A 16,559-nucleotide genomic window follows, 5' to 3' on the forward strand; every position below is an offset into this window, starting at 1 on the left:
GCTCCCTGCTGATATCCGGATCCCCCGGCCCGAGTGTTCGGGACATAACCGGCGTAACAGAGCCCTGTCAGGGGTTTTACGCACAGCCTCGACCAGGCAGTCGACAAACGGGTGGTTAGGGAGATATAGCAGCCGGTTGGGAAGCAACCAGATGGCTTTCTGGGTTAATCCTTTGGTAGAAAAGCCTCAGCGAAGCCCAAGCCTGCGGGCCAAACGGCTCAGGTTTGCGCGGTCCAGACCGAGTTCGCGGGCCGCTGCTGCCCAGTTGTCCTGATGCCGCTGCAGGCAGGCTTCGATCACCTGTCGTTGGTAAATATCGACGGCTTCACGCAAGCCGCCTTCAGGCGGGGCGACTACTTGCTGCGGTGCAGCGGGGGAGGGCAGCGTGCCTGGCGTGGCTGCCGACACACGCAGGTCCAGGTCGATGGCTTCGAGGGTGAGGATACGTGGCCGATCAGGGTGCTGGCCCAGCGCCTTGAGTGCCGAGCGGCCGATCAGGTGTTCCAGTTCGCGCACATTGCCTGGCCAGTCGTAGGCGATCAACGCGGCTTGGGCCTCATGGCTCAGGCGCAGGCTGTTCAGGCCAAGCCGTGAACGGTTCTGTTCGAGGAAGTAGCCCGCCAATAGCAGCACGTCACGCCCACGTTCGCGCAACGGTGGCACGTGCAGCGGGTATACGCTGAGGCGGTGATAGAAGTCGGCGCGGAAGTTGCCCGTACGCACCTCGGCAGCCAGGTCGCGGTTGGTCGCGGCGATCAGGCGCACGTCCACCCGGTGCTCGCGGTCCGAACCCAGGCGTTGCAGTTGGCCGCTTTGCAGCACGCGTAACAGCTTGGCCTGGACAGTCAGCGGCAGTTCGCCCACTTCGTCGAGGAACAGTGTGCCGCCGTTGGCCAGTTCGAACTTGCCGCGGCGCTCGCCATGCGCGCCGGTGAAGGCGCCGCGCACATGGCCGAACAGTTCGCTTTCCACCAAGGTGTCGGGCAGGGCGGCGCAGTTGAGGCTGACCAGCGGCTTGTCGGCGCGGCTATTGGCTCGGTGCAGGGCCTGGGCCACCAGCTCCTTGCCGACCCCGGTTTCGCCGGTGATCAGCACGGTCAGGTCGCTGCTGCCGACCAGACGAATTTCCTCCACCAGGCGTTTGTGCGCGGCGCTCTGGCCAATCAGCTCTCTATCCTGGCCGCTGGCCTGGCGGTAGAGCTCGGCGCGATGGTGTTCATCTTCGGCGCGCAGGGCCAGGTGCTCGATACGCTCGGCCACGGTAACGGTGGCGGCAGCCAGGCTGGCAAAGGCCTGCAGGGCATCCAGCTCCAGGCTCTGGAACTGCCCGGGGGTGAGGGCGTCGAGGGTGACCAGGCCCCATGGGCGCTCATCGACCATCAAGGGGCAGCCCATGCAGTCGTGCACTTCAAGGTCGGCATCGGGGGCATTGACCAAACCATCGTAGGGGTCGGGCAGTTCGGAGTCGCTGGCGAAACGGGTGGGTTCCGGGCGGCTGAGCAGTATCTGGAAACGCGGGTGCTCGCTGACCCGAAAGCGCCGGCCGAGGGTGTCGGGGCTAAGGCCATCCACTGCCAGCGGCACCAGCCATTCACCATCCAGTCGCAGCAGTGCTGCAGCATCGCACGGCAGCAGGCCGCGCATGGCTTGCAACAGGCGGCGGTAGCGTTCCTGGTCGGGCAAATCGCGGGACAGGTCGCTGACCAGAGGCAGCAGGGTGGTGAGCAGTGGCTTTGTAGTCATAAGGACTCCTGTGGGTCGATATGACTATACGCAGGGGTGGGTCGTTTTGACATGACCTGCATCAAACCCCTGATTTTGCTGGCGATAAAAGTTGGCACGATTGCTGTAATGGCAGGGGCAGTCATTTGAAGCCATAGGCTCAGGAGTTGTTGCAATGCTCAATGCCGAACAACGTGCAATCATCAAGGCCACTGTACCTCTGCTGGAAAGCGGCGGCGAAGCGCTGACCACCCACTTCTACAAAATGATGCTCAGCGAGTACCCCGAGGTACGGCCGCTGTTCAACCAGGCCCACCAGGCCAGTGGCGATCAGCCGCGTGCGCTGGCTAACGGCGTGTTGATGTATGCCCGCCATATCGACCAGCTGGAGCAACTGGGCGGCCTGGTCGGGCAGATCATCAACAAGCATGTTGCCCTGCAGATTCTGCCGGAGCACTACCCGATTGTCGGAAGCTGCCTGCTGCGCGCCATCGAGGAAGTGCTGGGCAAGGACATTGCCACCCCTGCGGTGATCGACGCCTGGGGCGCGGCCTATGGCCAGCTGGCCGACATTCTGATTGGCGCTGAAGAAAACCTCTATAAAGAGAAGGAAGAGGCCGAGGGTGGCTGGCGCGGTACCCGTGAATTCCGCCTGGTACGCCGCGAGCAGGAAAGCAGCGAGATCGTTTCGTTCTACTTCGCCCCGGTTGATGGCATGCCGGTGCTCAAGGCAGAACCTGGCCAGTACATCGGTCTGAAACTGGACATTGACGGTGCCGAGCAGCGCCGCAACTATTCCCTGTCGGCGCTGTGCGACGGCAAGGAATACCGCATTAGCGTCAAGCGCGAGGCGGGCGGCAAGGTCTCCAACTACCTGCACGATGAGCTGGTGGTGGGCGATACCCTGCAACTGTTCCCGCCTGCGGGTGACTTCACCCTGGCAGCCAGCGACAAGCCGCTGGTGCTGATCAGCGGAGGGGTGGGCATTACCCCGACCCTGGCGATGCTGCAGGCAGCACTGCAAACCCGGCGCGAGGTGCATTTCATCCACTGTGCGCGTAACGGCGCGGTGCATGCCTTCCGGGACTGGATCGATGGCCTGGCGGCGCGTCATCCACAGCTCAAGCGCTTCTACTGCTATGCCGAGCCGGAAGGTGGCGCTGCGGCCGATGCCGTGGGTTTGCTGAGTGAAGACCTGCTCGCCGAGTGGCTGCCGCAGGAGCGTGACGTGGATGCCTACTTCCTTGGGCCCAAGGGCTTCATGGCGGCGGTCAAGCGCCAGCTGAAGGGCCTGGGTGTGCCCGAGCAGCAGAGCCGCTACGAGTTCTTCGGGCCGGCGGCAGCGCTGGAGTGATGTAGCGCCTGTGCCGGCCTCTTCGCGGGCAAGCCCGCTCCCACAGGTATTGCACCGATCTTGAATGTGGTGCCGTCTCTGTAATCGATGGACTCGCCCCCGCCGAGGCATCACAGTGCCACGGTGGTGTTCGAAGAAGCCAACGGCAGCGAGGGCGAGACCATGAAAAAGCATAGTTCGAAACACGATTCCCTGTCTTCCACTGATGTGGAGCTTTGCACAACCATCTGCGTAGACCTGGCCAAACAGGTCTTCCAATTAGCAGGCGAGGACGCTACTGGGCGGGTGATCTACGAAGATCGCATCAAATCCCGCCAAGCGTTCCATGATTTCCTGCTCAGGCTGCCAACGACCGTGGCCGTCTTGATGGAGTGCGGTCCAGGTGCGCAAGCCTGGGCCAGGCTGCTGCAGGCCAAAGGTAATCCGGTTCGCATCCTGCCGGCGCAACGTGTCGCCGAACATCGCAGCGGTGCAAAGAACGATCGTAACGACTGCTATGCCATTTTGCGTGCCGGTCGCGATACGAGCATCGCTTCGATACCGATCAAGAGCACCACAGCACTGGCTATTCAAGCGCTGCACCGTATCCGGCGCGGTAACATCAAGCGACATACCGCGCTGGGCAATCAGATCCGTGGTTTGCTACTTGAGCATGGCGTATCCATGCCCCAGGGCGATGCCGCGATCAATAAGCATGTGCCTCAGGCGCTTGAGGATGCTTCCTTGCCTCTACCCGACCTGTTGCGCGAGTTGCTCGATGAGTTGCTGATGGACTGGTTGTCTCTAGGTGAACGCATAGCGGCGCTGAGCCGCCGGCTCGAAGCGACTGCCCAAGAGGATAAAGTCGCTCAGCGACTGATCACCATTCGCGGCGTCGGCCCTATCATTGCCACGGCGATCGTGGCGAAACAGACCGACCCCAGCCGCTTCGCCAGTGGCCGAATGTATTCCGCCTTCTTCGGTATCGTGCCCGATCAGCACAGCAGCGGAAACAAAATCAGATTGGGCAAGATGAGCAAGCGCGGTGACGGCTACATACGCAGCCTGATGATCCAGGGCGCGCATTCCGTCTTGAGCCAGCTAAGGCCTGATTCCGATCAGCCAGATGATCGCCGCCTCTTGCGTTGGCTATCCCGCCTTGGGCGCAAGGAGGCGGCGATCAGGCTGGCTAATCGAAATCTGCGGATTATCTGGGCCCTGTTACAGAGCGATCAGGTTTACCAACGCAAACCGAACGAAAAACCGGAGGCGGCTATGAGCCTCTGACCCACCGGGTAATGCCACCGGGGCGCTAGGCGCTCCAACCCCTGCTAGTGAACATTGACCCTAGGTAAGACCGTCGCAGACCGATGCCTCCGCTCCTACAGGCCTGATAGTGGCCTCAATGTAAACGGCACACTGCGAGCTCACCACGATGTTGGCCAGAAGCAAAAAGCTTCCTCGAACAGGCCTGATACATAGATGCAACCGGGTTCCTATGTTCAAAAAAGCAGCTAGACAGTGTGGGCGAGTCCATACATAGGAGCGGGTTTACCCGCGAAGGGGCCGGTACAGGCCTATAGCGTACTCGTCCCCCGCTGCAGCACACTTTTCTGCCTATATATAAAGAAGAGATGAAAGCACCTGCGCAGCTTTCATCCTTAATCATCCTTTAATCACGGTATCCTTCACTCCCGGGTGTCGAGGGGCTTGCCCCTGCGCGGCACCTGGGCAGCCGTTTTTTTGCCGCCCGGCGTTGAACCGACGTCGTTGCGGCCGGTCTCAGCCACACTGGATAGCCCTGCGCAGTGCTTCCGCGACGCTCCCTCGGCATGCTCACAGGCCATGCCCAGCGTGTAGACTTGCGCCCAGGCAGGCGGACCACGCTGCCACTATCCATCGAAGGAACCGGCAATGAACGAACAAACATCGCGCCTGAATCGGGAACGGCGCTTTCTGGTGCTGTTGGGGCTGATCTGCCTTTCACTGATCGGCGGCGCCCTCTACATGCAGGTGGTGCTAGGCGAGGCACCCTGCCCGTTGTGCATCCTGCAGCGTTATGCGTTGCTGTTCATTGCCGTGTTTGCCTTCATCGCTGCGGCGATGCCCGGGCGCCGCAGCCTGACCTTCTTCGAGGCGTTGGTGGTGCTCAGTGCCATTGGCGGAATCGTTGCGGCGGGCAACCATGTGTATATACTCGCCAACCCCATGGTCAGTTGCGGTATCGATACCCTGCAGCCGATCGTGGATGACCTGCCACTGGCAAAGCTGTGGCCACTGGCGTTCCAGGTCGACGGCTTCTGCAGCACGCCGTATCCGCCGATCCTCGGCCTGTCGCTGGCGCAATGGGCACTTGTTGCCTTCGTGCTGACCGCCGTCCTGGTTCCGCTCGGTATCTACCGCAATCGACGCCAGGCTTAGACAAAAGTCCCGAATTGCATGGGGTCTTTTGCACCGCATGAGAAGAGGGAAAAGTTGCGCACCGCTTGATCCAGATCAACCCGCAGGCCTTGCAGGATGCGGCTTTGAGGCCTATCAAGCGGGGTGCGACAAACTGTCGCGAAGTTGAATTATCGAGCAGCATTGTTACGTATTCTGTAAAAGACTGTTGCTCAATAAGTCATAGTCAAGGGTTGGCGACCTATCTACAATCGCCCCCAATTTCCGTTCGGCACTGCTTGCGAGTCGCAGGATTGAAGGAAGCCTCAGCGCTCCTTTTTGCTGACTTCGTCAAGTTTCGCCCAACGGCGATACCGGGCGGACACCCCTCCGCGTTTTCCCGCACCAAATGGACTTGGTCTGAAGTACAGGCCTGTTGCCTACGAAACCATAAGCACCGCTAACCCGCTTGAAGCCAAGGTCCTGCAGTCGGACCCCAGGCAGGAGCGAGTACGGGCGCGAAATGCCTCACTTGGCAGGACGAAGTGTTGGCTACCAAAACACAAATTGCATTGAAGCAAGCTGATCTAGAGGTCGTGAGATGAGTAAAAAGCGTTACCCCAGACTGTTTGGCATATTGCCCTTTTTAGGCATGCTTTTACTCAGTGGGTGCAACTGGACCCTGCTCGACCCGAAGGGCCAGGTCGGCATTGAGCAAAAGAACCTGATCCTGATCGCTACCGGCCTGATGCTGCTGGTGGTAATCCCTGTGATCATCATGACCCTGGCGTTCGCCTGGAAGTACCGTGCTTCCAACAAGGCAGCCACCTACACCCCTGACTGGTCGCACTCGACCAAGATCGAGGCCGCGGTATGGATCATCCCGATCCTGATCATCATCGCCCTGGGTTACGTCACCTACCACTCCACCCACAAGCTGGACCCTTATCGTCCGCTGGATTCGGACGTTAAGCCGATTCAGATCGACGTGGTCGCGCTGGACTGGAAGTGGCTGTTCATCTACCCGGAGCAGGGCATTGCCACGGTCAACAAGATCGTCTTCCCGGCTAACACTCCGGTCAACTTCCGCGTCACTTCCGACGCCGTGATGAACTCGTTCTTCATCCCGGGCCTGGGCGGTCAGATCTACGCCATGGCCGGCATGACCACCAAGCTGCACCTGATCGCCAACGAAAACGGCGAATTCGACGGTATCAGCGCCAACTACAGCGGTGCTGGCTTCACCGGCATGAAATTCAAGGCTACTGCCACCTCTCAGGAAGACTTCGACAAGTGGGTCGCTGAAGTCAAGCAGTCGCCGAAGAAGCTGGACAAGGCCGAATACGACGCCTTGGCCAAACCAAGCGAAAACAACCCGGTCGCGCTGTATAGCGAGGCTTCGCCTGAGCAGTTCCAGCTGATCGTCGACAAGTACGAAGGCATGAACCGCGGTCGTAGCCACGAAGAAGCAGGCAGCAAAGATCTGGCCACAACCAAGGGTGTGGAATCGAGTATGCAACCAGCTGCCGGTGCAGAGGAGTAAGAGATGTTCGGTAAATTAAGCCTGGAGGCGATACCCTATCACGAGCCGATAGTCATGGTGACGCTTGCCATGATCGCGCTCGGCGGTATCGCTGTCGTCGGTCTTATCACCTATTTCCGCAAGTGGACCTACTTGTGGAGCGAGTGGCTGACTACTGTCGACCACAAAAAGATCGGCGTGATGTACATCATCGTCGCGATGGTCATGCTGCTGCGCGGCTTTGCCGACGCCATCATGATGCGTACCCAGCTGGCTGCCGCAACCGGCGGCTCCGAAGGCTACCTGCCGCCTGAACACTATGACCAGATCTTCACCGCTCACGGTGTGATCATGATCATCTTCATGGCGATGCCGTTCTTCACCGGCCTGATGAACCTGGCGGTTCCTCTGCAGATCGGTGCACGTGACGTTGCCTTCCCGTTCCTGAACTCCCTGAGCTTCTACCTGCTGCTGGCAGGCGTGCTGCTGGTCAACATCTCGCTGGGCGTTGGTGAATTCGCCAAGACCGGCTGGGTTGCCTATCCGCCGCTCGCGGGCATTCAGTACAGCCCTGGGGTGGGTGTCGACTACTACATCTGGGCGCTACAGCTATCCGGATTGGGTACGACGCTTACCGGCGTGAACTTCCTCGTCACCGTGATGAAGATGCGCGCACCTGGCATGAAACTGATGGACATGCCGATCTTCACCTGGACCTGCACCTGGGCCAACGTGCTGATCGTCGCTTCGTTCCCGATTCTGACTGCTGCACTCGCTCTGCTGACTGTTGACCGTTATCTGGACTTCCACATCTTCACCAACGAGCTTGGTGGGAACCCGATGATGTACGTCAACCTGTTCTGGGCGTGGGGTCACCCTGAGGTTTACATCCTGATCCTGCCGGCCTTCGGCGTGTTCTCGGAAGTAACTTCGACGTTCTCTGGCAAACGCCTGTTCGGCCACCACTCGATGATTTACGCATCGGGCGCGATCGCCATCCTCGGCTTTGCTGTATGGCTGCACCACTTCTTCACCATGGGTGCCGGCGCCAGCGTCAACACCTTCTTCGGCCTGGCGACGATGCTGATCTCCATTCCGACCGGTGTGAAGCTGTTCAACTGGCTGTTCACCATGTACCAAGGCCGTGTGCGCTTCACTGCACCGATGCTCTGGACCCTGGGCTTCATGGTCACCTTCTCCATCGGTGGCATGACCGGCGTACTGCTGGCCGTTCCGGGTGCTGACTTCGTCCTGCACAACAGCCTGTTCGTAATTGCGCACTTCCACAACGTGATCATCGGTGGCGCGGTATTCGGCTACATCGCCGGTTTCGCCTTCTGGTTCCCGAAAGCCTTCGGCTTCACCCTGAACGAGAAGTGGGGCAAAGCTGCCTTCTGGTTCTGGCTGTCGGGCTTCTACGTTGCGTTCATGCCGCTGTACGCCCTGGGCTTCATGGGCATGACCCGTCGTCTGAACCACTCCGACAACCCACTGTGGGAACCCTACCTGTACGTAGCCGTTGTCGGCGCCGTGCTGATCCTGTTCGGTATCGCTTGCCAGCTGATCCAGATCGTCGTTTCGGTCCGCGACCGCAACCAGAACCTGGACGTGACCGGCGACCCATGGGGCGGCCGTACCCTGGAATGGTCGACTTCTTCGCCACCTCCGTTCTACAACTTCGCTCACATGCCTGAGAAAGTTGGTCTGGACTGCTGGCACGAAGCCAAGGAAGCAGGCGTTGCGTACAAGGCCCCGGCCAAGTACGAAGCCATTCACATGCCGAGCAACACCGCTACCGGTCTGTTCATGGGCCTGTTCCTGACTGTCTTCGGCTTCGCCTTCATCTGGCACATCTGGTGGCTGGTTGGCGCGAGCCTGGTTGCAACCATCGCTGTCTTCGTTCGCCACGCTGCACGTGACGACCAGGGCTACATGGTTCCGGCCGAAGAAGTGGCGCGCATCGAAGGCGAGCGTATGAAAGCGCTGGCCAAAGCAGGTGCTCTGCCTGCCGGCGCACGTGTCGAATCGTTTGAGCGGGTGTAATCAATGTCCAGTCAAGTAATGCACGGCGCTGCTCATGGTCACGACCATGGGCACGACGACCACCACCACGACTCGGGCCAGATGACCGTACTGGGCTTCTGGCTGTACCTGATGACCGACTGCATCCTGTTTGCGTCGCTCTTCGCCACCTACGCGGTGCTGTCCGGCAGTTTTGCCGGCGGCCCGTCGGGTCATGACATCTTCCAGCTCGATTTCGTAGCTGTTGAAACGCTGCTCCTGCTGCTGTCCTCGATCACCTTCGGCTTCGCCATGCTGAAGATGTTCGATGGCAAGAAAGCTGGCGTACTGGGCTGGTTGGCTGTGACCTTCCTGTTCGGTGCAGGCTTCATCGCGATGGAAATCTATGAGTTCCATCACCTGATCAGCGAGGGCTTCGGCCCGCAGCGCAGTGGCTTCCTGTCGGGCTTCTTCGCCCTGGTAGGTACCCACGGTCTGCACGTGACTGCTGGTCTGATCTGGATGGCAATCATGATGTACCAGATCAACAAGCACGGCATCACGCCGACCGCCAAGACCCGCATGAGCTGCCTGAGCCTGTTCTGGCACTTCCTGGACGTGGTCTGGATCTGCGTATTCACCGTCGTTTACCTGCTGGGGGTTCTGTAATGGCTAACGCACACGACACTCATCACGAAGGTAATCACGGCAGCGTCAAGTCGTACATGATCGGTTTTGTACTGTCGATCATCCTGACTGCTATCCCGTTCGGCCTGGCCATGACCGCCAGCCTGCCGAAGAACCTGACCGTTCTGATCATTGTTGCCATGGCCGTGATCCAGGTAGTTGTTCACCTGGTTTACTTCCTGCACATGGACCGCTCGAAAGAGCAACGCAACAACGTTTCGACGTTCCTGTTCACCACCCTGGTGATCGCTCTGCTTGTCGGCCTGTCGCTGTGGATCATGTTCAGCATCCACTTCGAAATGTTGGCCAAGTGAGGTAAGACTGCATGTCCGTTAAGCACTTTATCCAAATCACCAAACCGGGGATCATTTTCGGTAACGTGCTTTCCGTGGCAGGCGGTTTCTTCCTTGCCTCGAAGGGCCATGTGGATTTCGCCCTGTTCCTGGCGGTGGTGATCGGTACTTCGCTGGTGGTTGCGTCCGGATGCGTGTTCAACAACTGCATCGACCGTGACATCGACCACAAGATGGAGCGCACCAAGAACCGTGTCATGGTTCAGGGCGGCATGTCGCTGCCCCTCGCGCTGATCTACGCCACCCTGCTCGGGGTGGCGGGTTTCAGCCTGCTGTATGTCCAGGCCAACCCGCTGTCTGCGTTCTGCGCACTGATTGGCTTTGTCGTCTACGTCGGTTTCTACAGCCTGTGGCTGAAGCGTAAATCGGTGCACGGCACCTTGGTTGGCAGCCTGTCGGGTGCCATGCCTCCGGTGATCGGCTACTGCGCTGTGAGCAACAGCTTCGACCTGGCTGCGGTAACCCTGCTGGTGATGTTCAGCCTTTGGCAAATGCCGCACAGCTTTGCCATCGCGATCTTCCGCTTCAAGGATTACAGCGCTGCCAACATTCCGGTTCTGCCGGTGGCACGTGGCATCCTCGCGGCGAAAAAGCAGATCGTGCTGTACGTGCTGGCCTTCGTGCTCGCCACCCTGATGCTTACCCTCGGCGGTTACGCCGGCCTCGGCTACCTGGCCGTGGCAGCAGCCATGGGCCTGTACTGGCTGTACATGGCCTGGGGTGGTTACAAGGCCGAGGACGACAGCAAGTGGGCCCGCAAGGTGTTCGGCTTCTCCATCCTCACCGTCACTGCCCTGAGCGTGATGATGGGTGTGGACAGCCAGACCGCTGCGGACGTGCTGATGACCTACGCACGCTGAAACTGCTGCCTGTTTCACGAAAGCCCCGGCCTCTGTGCCGGGGTTTTTTTATAGGTTTTTTCCTATGCTGGCCTCTTCGCGGGTAAACCCGCTCCTACAAGGTTCCTGTAGGAGCGGGTTTACCCGCGAAGAGGCCAGCACAGGAAAATATAAATCTCTGATTTTCAAACAATAGATCTGAAAAGTTCTAACAAAACAGGAAATTGTCCTTTACACGGATCATGTTTCGGCACTATCTTCTGATTCAGGCCGCCACATCGGCCAACGTCGCTCGGACGGTTCCGGGCGCTTACGTACTCAGAGGAAGCCATGGCCAACCCAGGTTCGCCGCGCCGCTTTGCGCGCATCGATCGTCTCCCCCCCTACGTCTTCAACATTACCGCCGAGCTCAAGATGGCTGCCCGCCGTCGTGGCGAGGACATCATCGACCTGAGCATGGGCAACCCCGATGGCGCCACCCCGCCGCACATCGTCGAGAAGCTGGTACAGGTCGCCCAGCGTGAAGACACCCACGGCTACTCCACCTCGCGCGGCATCCCGCGCCTGCGCCGGGCCATCTCCAACTGGTACAAGGACCGCTACGAGGTCGACATCGACCCGGAAAGCGAAGCCATCGTCACCATCGGCTCGAAAGAGGGCCTGGCCCACCTGATGCTGGCCACCCTCGACCAGGGCGATACGGTGCTGGTGCCCAACCCCAGCTACCCGATCCACATCTACGGCGCAGTGATCGCCGGTGCCCAGGTGCGTTCGGTGCCGCTGGTGCCGGGTGTGGACTTCTTCAACGAGCTTGAGCGGGCCATTCGCGAGTCCATCCCCAAGCCGAAGATGATGATCCTGGGCTTCCCGTCCAACCCGACTGCCCAGTGCGTGGAACTGGACTTCTTCGAGCGCGTGGTGGCCCTGGCCAAGCAGTACAACGTACTGGTGGTGCATGACCTGGCCTATGCCGATATCGTCTACGACGGCTGGAAAGCCCCGTCGATCATGCAGGTGCCGGGTGCCAAGGACATTGCGGTGGAGTTCTTCACCCTGTCCAAGAGCTACAACATGGCCGGCTGGCGCATCGGCTTCATGGTCGGCAACCCCGAGCTGGTCAGCGCCCTTGCGCGGATCAAGAGCTACCACGACTATGGCACCTTCACCCCGCTACAGGTTGCAGCCATTGCCGCGCTGGAAGGCGACCAACAGTGCGTGCGCGACATTGCCGAGCAGTATCGCCAGCGTCGCAACCTGCTGGTCAAAGGGCTGCACGAACTGGGCTGGATGGTTGAGAACCCCAAGGCGTCGATGTACGTGTGGGCGAAGATCCCGCCGGAGTATGCGCACCTGGGTTCGCTGGAGTTCTCCAAGAAGCTGCTGGCCGAGGCCAAGGTCTGCGTGTCGCCGGGGATCGGCTTTGGTGACTATGGGGACGACCATGTGCGCTTTGCGTTGATCGAGAACCAGGACCGTATTCGCCAGGCCATCCGCGGGATCCGGCAAATGTTCCGGGCTGATGGTTTGGCTCGCAAGTAAGCCCAAAGGGGCTGCGAAGCAGCCCCACCTGCCTCTTGGGTGAGCTTTCCGCCTGCCTTCTGGTTACCCGTACGCCTACCGTCAGCACTCATTTCTCACCAAAGAGATCCCCCATGAGTGTCTTCACCGCCTACTTCTGCGGCACTGGCTCGCACCGTTTCGACGACGCCAATCCCAACTTCTGGAATGGCGAGCTGGTCTCGACCCTGGCCAGCAACGACCAGAGCCGGGAATTTGCCCACTGGATCGCCGTCGACGGCCCAGGCAGCGGCAACCTTCAGGATGACAACCTGTTCGTCGAACCCGGCGGCTATTTCAACTGGACCGGCCAGCTGTTTGGCCGCGGCTGGGAGGAGAACGTCAACCATGTGCTGCAGGTCATCAAAGGTGAAAGCAGCTGGCGGCGCACCAAACTCAGTGAGCAAGAATACGAGCGGCTGAAAGCTGCCGGTGTGCCCATTCCGGACGTGTCTTCCTCCGCCTCATGGTTCTGGCGAACCTACGACTACGGCGATCGCCACCCGACCCCGCAGGAACTGCAGGAGCGCATCATCAGCATGTTCCGCAAACCGCGCCTGCCAACCCAGGTCAATCTGGTGGGCTGGAGCAGGGGAGGGATCAGCTGCCACATGCTGGCCAATGCCATGGCGCAAGACCCGGTATTGCGCGGCATACCGGTGAACATATTTGCCATCGACCCGGTGCCTGGCGTCGGTAACCTACAGGCCGAGCGCGTAACCTTGGCGGACAATGTCAAAGAGTACGTAGGCTTCTACTCAAGGGATGAGCGCTCCAAAGGTTTTGCCTGCGTGATCCCTTCGGTCGCCAAAGAAACACGGATATGCGTTTACCCGATGCCGGGCCGCCATGCCACGCTGGTGGGCAACGCCTCGGCTGATGGCGCAGGCGATGGCAAGGTGCTGACCGAACCTGGGCTGATCGTTCGCCACTTTGCCGAGGTTTGCCTGACCCGCTGGGGCGTGCAGCTGGACAAACGTCTGGCCTTGAGCAACTGCCAGTTGATGAAGTATCACCAGGTCATGGCGGCTGCCGACAGGCAGTATCAGGCCATGCGCAGTAAGTCCTACACGGTACTCACCGAGGGCGATGAGAACGATCGTCTGGTGCATTGTGGTGAGGCGCATACGCAATTCAGCAAGGTGCAGGGAGGTGGCTACGAGCCGAGCGCAGGCCTAGGTTTGCAACGCTGGGATGCAGAGACCTACCAGCCCATCTGCTGACTGAAAAGGGGGCGGCCGGCGAAGGTATTGGCCGTCCTTGTCCGGCAGCCGGATCAGCGGCATTTTTTTTTGCATTCCCCCTCTATCCAGCGGCCCTTGCTTGGGCTAAAAATGGCGCCGCGGGCCAGCCCCGATAACAACAACCTTCCCTCCGTGACATCATGTCTGAATATAACCCTTGCCTTGACTGCGGCGCCTGCTGCGGGTACTTCCGTGTGTCCTTCTTCTGGGGCGAATGCCAGTCTGCCGGGGGCCTAGTGCCGGACGACCTGGTGGTACAGATCAACCCCACGCGCGTTGCCATGATCGGCACCGATGCCAAGCCCTGCCGCTGTGTCAGCCTTCAGGGCGAGATCGGTAAAGAGGTAGCGTGTACGATTTACGCCAACCGTTCCAGCCCGTGCCGCGAGTTTGATGCGTCGTGGGAGGGTGGGGTGCATAACCCGAGCTGTGATGATGCGCGGGCGGCGTATGGTTTGCCGCCGCTGACCCCGCCAGAGGCCAACGAGCCGCATTGGCCGGATGATGGGGCTGAGGTGGCCTGAAGTATCGATCAGCCTGACGCGGTCGATGTGTGGCCTTGTGTCGCGAAAGGGCCGCACAGCGGCCCCAGGCATCAGCGGCACCGCGAGAATTGCCAGGGCTGCTTTGCAGCCCTTTCGCGACACAAGGCCGCTCCCACAGGTAGCGTGAAAGGCTCCTGGCCTGTGGTGAACCTGCCGGCGACGGGCTGCAAAGCTGCCTCGAGATGCCTGAACCCTGCACTTGACGTTAAACTGTCATCTCCCCAGCAATGGACAGGAGATCCGGCGTGACCCCACCCCGCAGTTTCCCCAGTGACCTCTGCCTCGACAGCCCACGCCTGCAACTGCGCCCCATGCGCCATGCCGATGCCGCGCAGTGGTTGGCGATCATGGCCGACCCCGAGGTCATGCGCTATTGGCACCATGCACCCTGGCAAGACCTGGCCGAAGCCGAGAGCGCCCTGGCCGCCGACCGCGAAGCCTATGCCAATGGCGACCAGCTCAAGCTTGGCATGTACCGCCGCGACAACGGCGAACTGATCGGCATGGTCCAGCTGTTCAACATCGACGACATTTCCCGCCGTGGCGAAATCGGCTACTGCCTGGCTAGCGCCGTGCAGGGCAGGGGCTACATGGACGAGGCTCTGACCTGCTTCATCGACTACCTCGCCCACACCCTGCACATGCGCCGCCTGGAAGGCGAAATCGATCCGCGCAACCAAGGCTCGGCACGCACCCTTGAGCGCCAGGGCTTCGTGCTGGAGGGCACCTTGCGGGCGCGCTGGTGCGTGGCGGGTGAGCTGTCCGACTCTGGCATTTACGGCTTGTTGCTCGAACCACCTGTTGCATAGTCTTACGGCGAATAGCTACTATTCGGGAACAATTCTCACTTGTGTCCCGGTGCCCCATGCCCGTAGCCGACTCACCGAGCCCGTACCCGCTTGAACAGCTGTACAGCGAGCACCATGGCTGGCTTTTCAGCTGGCTACGTCGCAAGCTGCGTTGTTCGCACAGCGCAGCCGACCTGGCCCAGGACACCTTCGTGCGCATCCTGGCCTCGCGTGATGCCTTGCTGGGCATGCGCGAGCCACGCGCCTACCTCAGTACCACTGCACGCCGCCTGTTGATTGACCGGGTGCGCCGACAGCAAATCGAAGAGGCCTACCTCAGCGAACTTGCCTTGGCTGCCGAGGCGCTGGAAGGGCACCAGTCTCCCGAAAGCATCCTCATCACCCTCGAAGCGCTGGAGCAGATCGCTTTCCTGCTGGAAGGCCTGCACGTGAATGCCCGCGAGGCCTTCGTCGGTTACTACCTGGACGACCTGACCCAGCCTCAGATTGCCAAACGCCTGCAGATTTCCCCACGCATGGTGCGCAAGTACCTGGCCCAGGCCCTGATCCATTGCCACCGCACGCTGGACATTGCCGAACCGTGAACCCCTCGCGTATCGAACAGGAAGCTGCCGAATGGGCCCTGTGCCTGGGCGAGGGTGAGCTGGATGCCGACGAGGCGCGTGAGTTCGACGCATGGCTGCAGGCCGACCCACGCCACGGCGCCACCTTGCGCCGCATGCAAGGGGTGATCAGCCAGGTGCAGGCACTGCGCGAGCAACGCGGCCCGGTGGGCGCCGGGCTGCGCGCCGGTGTACGGGGTTCGGCGCCAGGCTCGGGCGCACGGCGCACTTTGCTCGGTTTGGCCCTGGCAATCTCCTTGCTGGGCACACTGAGCCTTTCCGGTGGAACGCCGCGCGACTGGCTGGCCGACTTGCATACCGCGCCGGCGGAGTGGCGCAGCCAAACCCTGGCAGATGGCTCGCAGCTGACCTTGGCCGGCAACTCTGCCGTGGATGTCGAGTTCAGCACTGGCGAGCGGCGCATCCGCCTGCTGCATGGCCAAGTACTGGTGGATGTCAGCCATGACCCGACTCGACCCTTCGTGATACAGACCGACGAAGGCAGCTTCAAGGCGCTGGGTACGCGCTTCGTGGTCAGCCAAGGCCGCGCTCGCAGCGAGCTGACCATGCTTGAGTCCCGGGTCGAGGCGCGCACTGCCGTGTCCGGCGATCAGTTGGTCGTCGGCCCGGGCGAGCGGGCATGGGTGGCGCGTGACGGGCTTGGTCCGTTGCCGGCCATCGATCCGGCGCGGGTCGATCGAGCCTGGCAGCATCACCAGTTGGTGGCCGACGGCGTACCGCTCGACCAGGTGCTCGATGCCTTGGCCGAGCAACGCCGTGGCGTGCTGCGCTTCGACCGCCAGGCAATGCAGGCGATCAAGGTGTCGGCGGTACTGCCTCTGGATGACAGCGAAAGGGCCCTGCGCCTGCTGGCCGAGGCGCTGCCGATTCGTATCGGCGGCGTTGGCCGCTGGTGGACCACGGTCGAACCCGTCTCACGAGAAAATTGAGCCAGGAGGTTCCGCT

The 16,559-nt window shown here is 60.8% G+C and carries 15 protein-coding genes; 14 read left to right on the forward strand and 1 reads right to left on the reverse strand.

Annotated features, from left to right (window positions below):
• Nucleotides 1-186: 186 nt before the first annotated feature.
• Complete coding sequence (gene norR, locus ACI7M0_RS04100) at nucleotides 187-1,743, reverse strand: nitric oxide reductase transcriptional regulator NorR (protein WP_129934029.1); 1,557 nt, start codon at nucleotides 1,741-1,743, stop codon at nucleotides 187-189.
• Nucleotides 1,744-1,897: 154 nt separating this feature from the next.
• On the opposite strand from norR, the gene hmpA reads away from it, so the two are divergent.
• The 14 genes from hmpA to ACI7M0_RS04170 all read left to right on the forward strand — a co-directional run bounded on the left by hmpA (nucleotide 1,898) and on the right by ACI7M0_RS04170 (nucleotide 16,543).
• Nucleotides 1,898-3,076 carry an NO-inducible flavohemoprotein gene (gene hmpA / locus ACI7M0_RS04105; protein ID WP_019750481.1) on the forward strand — a complete coding sequence of 393 codons (1,179 nt, stop codon included), beginning with the start codon at nucleotides 1,898-1,900 and terminating at the stop codon, nucleotides 3,074-3,076.
• Between the two features lie 207 nt (nucleotides 3,077-3,283).
• A complete protein-coding gene (locus tag ACI7M0_RS04110; RefSeq protein ID WP_405314606.1) occupies nucleotides 3,284-4,342 on the forward strand; it encodes an IS110-like element ISPpu11 family transposase in 1,059 nt (352 codons plus the stop codon).
• Nucleotides 4,343-4,969: 627 nt separating this feature from the next.
• Entirely contained in the window at nucleotides 4,970-5,476 is a 507-nt protein-coding gene (locus ACI7M0_RS04115; protein WP_003248609.1) for a disulfide bond formation protein B, read from the forward strand.
• A gap of 559 nt (nucleotides 5,477-6,035) precedes the next feature.
• Nucleotides 6,036-6,977 carry a ubiquinol oxidase subunit II gene (cyoA, locus tag ACI7M0_RS04120; RefSeq protein WP_003248605.1) on the forward strand — a complete coding sequence of 314 codons (942 nt, stop codon included), beginning with the start codon at nucleotides 6,036-6,038 and terminating at the stop codon, nucleotides 6,975-6,977.
• A 3-nt stretch (nucleotides 6,978-6,980) separates the two neighbouring features.
• Complete coding sequence (gene cyoB / locus ACI7M0_RS04125; protein ID WP_010952047.1) at nucleotides 6,981-8,999, forward strand: cytochrome o ubiquinol oxidase subunit I; 2,019 nt, start codon at nucleotides 6,981-6,983, stop codon at nucleotides 8,997-8,999.
• Nucleotides 9,000-9,002: 3 nt separating this feature from the next.
• Nucleotides 9,003-9,626 (forward strand): cytochrome o ubiquinol oxidase subunit III, encoded by a 624-nt coding sequence (gene cyoC / locus ACI7M0_RS04130; RefSeq protein WP_019436939.1) that lies wholly within the window; start codon nucleotides 9,003-9,005, stop codon nucleotides 9,624-9,626.
• Nucleotides 9,626-9,958, forward strand: a complete 333-nt coding sequence (cyoD, locus tag ACI7M0_RS04135; RefSeq protein WP_003248599.1) for a cytochrome o ubiquinol oxidase subunit IV — start codon at nucleotides 9,626-9,628, stop codon at nucleotides 9,956-9,958. The genes cyoC and cyoD overlap by 1 nt, the downstream gene beginning before the upstream one ends.
• 11 nt (nucleotides 9,959-9,969) lie before the next feature.
• Complete coding sequence (cyoE, locus tag ACI7M0_RS04140) at nucleotides 9,970-10,857, forward strand: heme o synthase (protein WP_003248596.1); 888 nt, start codon at nucleotides 9,970-9,972, stop codon at nucleotides 10,855-10,857.
• 309 nt (nucleotides 10,858-11,166) lie between these two features.
• Complete coding sequence (gene alaC / locus ACI7M0_RS04145) at nucleotides 11,167-12,375, forward strand: alanine transaminase (protein WP_004576357.1); 1,209 nt, start codon at nucleotides 11,167-11,169, stop codon at nucleotides 12,373-12,375.
• A 113-nt stretch (nucleotides 12,376-12,488) separates the two neighbouring features.
• A complete protein-coding gene (locus ACI7M0_RS04150; protein WP_129932828.1) occupies nucleotides 12,489-13,616 on the forward strand; it encodes a hypothetical protein in 1,128 nt (375 codons plus the stop codon).
• A 161-nt stretch (nucleotides 13,617-13,777) separates the two neighbouring features.
• Complete coding sequence (locus tag ACI7M0_RS04155) at nucleotides 13,778-14,161, forward strand: YkgJ family cysteine cluster protein (RefSeq protein WP_028697385.1); 384 nt, start codon at nucleotides 13,778-13,780, stop codon at nucleotides 14,159-14,161.
• Between the two features lie 266 nt (nucleotides 14,162-14,427).
• The gene (locus ACI7M0_RS04160; protein ID WP_003248588.1) at nucleotides 14,428-14,991 is read left to right on the forward strand and encodes a GNAT family N-acetyltransferase; all 564 of its coding nucleotides are present in this window, start codon (nucleotides 14,428-14,430) and stop codon (nucleotides 14,989-14,991) included.
• Nucleotides 14,992-15,047: 56 nt separating this feature from the next.
• On the forward strand, nucleotides 15,048-15,575 hold the full coding sequence (locus tag ACI7M0_RS04165) for a sigma-70 family RNA polymerase sigma factor (protein WP_012051229.1): 528 nt from the start codon (nucleotides 15,048-15,050) through the stop codon (nucleotides 15,573-15,575).
• A complete protein-coding gene (locus ACI7M0_RS04170) occupies nucleotides 15,572-16,543 on the forward strand; it encodes a FecR domain-containing protein (protein ID WP_129932829.1) in 972 nt (323 codons plus the stop codon). The genes ACI7M0_RS04165 and ACI7M0_RS04170 overlap by 4 nt, the downstream gene beginning before the upstream one ends.
• Nucleotides 16,544-16,559 lie beyond the last annotated feature (16 nt).

Source organism: Pseudomonas sp. 10(2024) (assembly GCF_045164175.1).
Classification (GTDB): domain Bacteria; phylum Pseudomonadota; class Gammaproteobacteria; order Pseudomonadales; family Pseudomonadaceae; genus Aquipseudomonas; species Aquipseudomonas alloputida.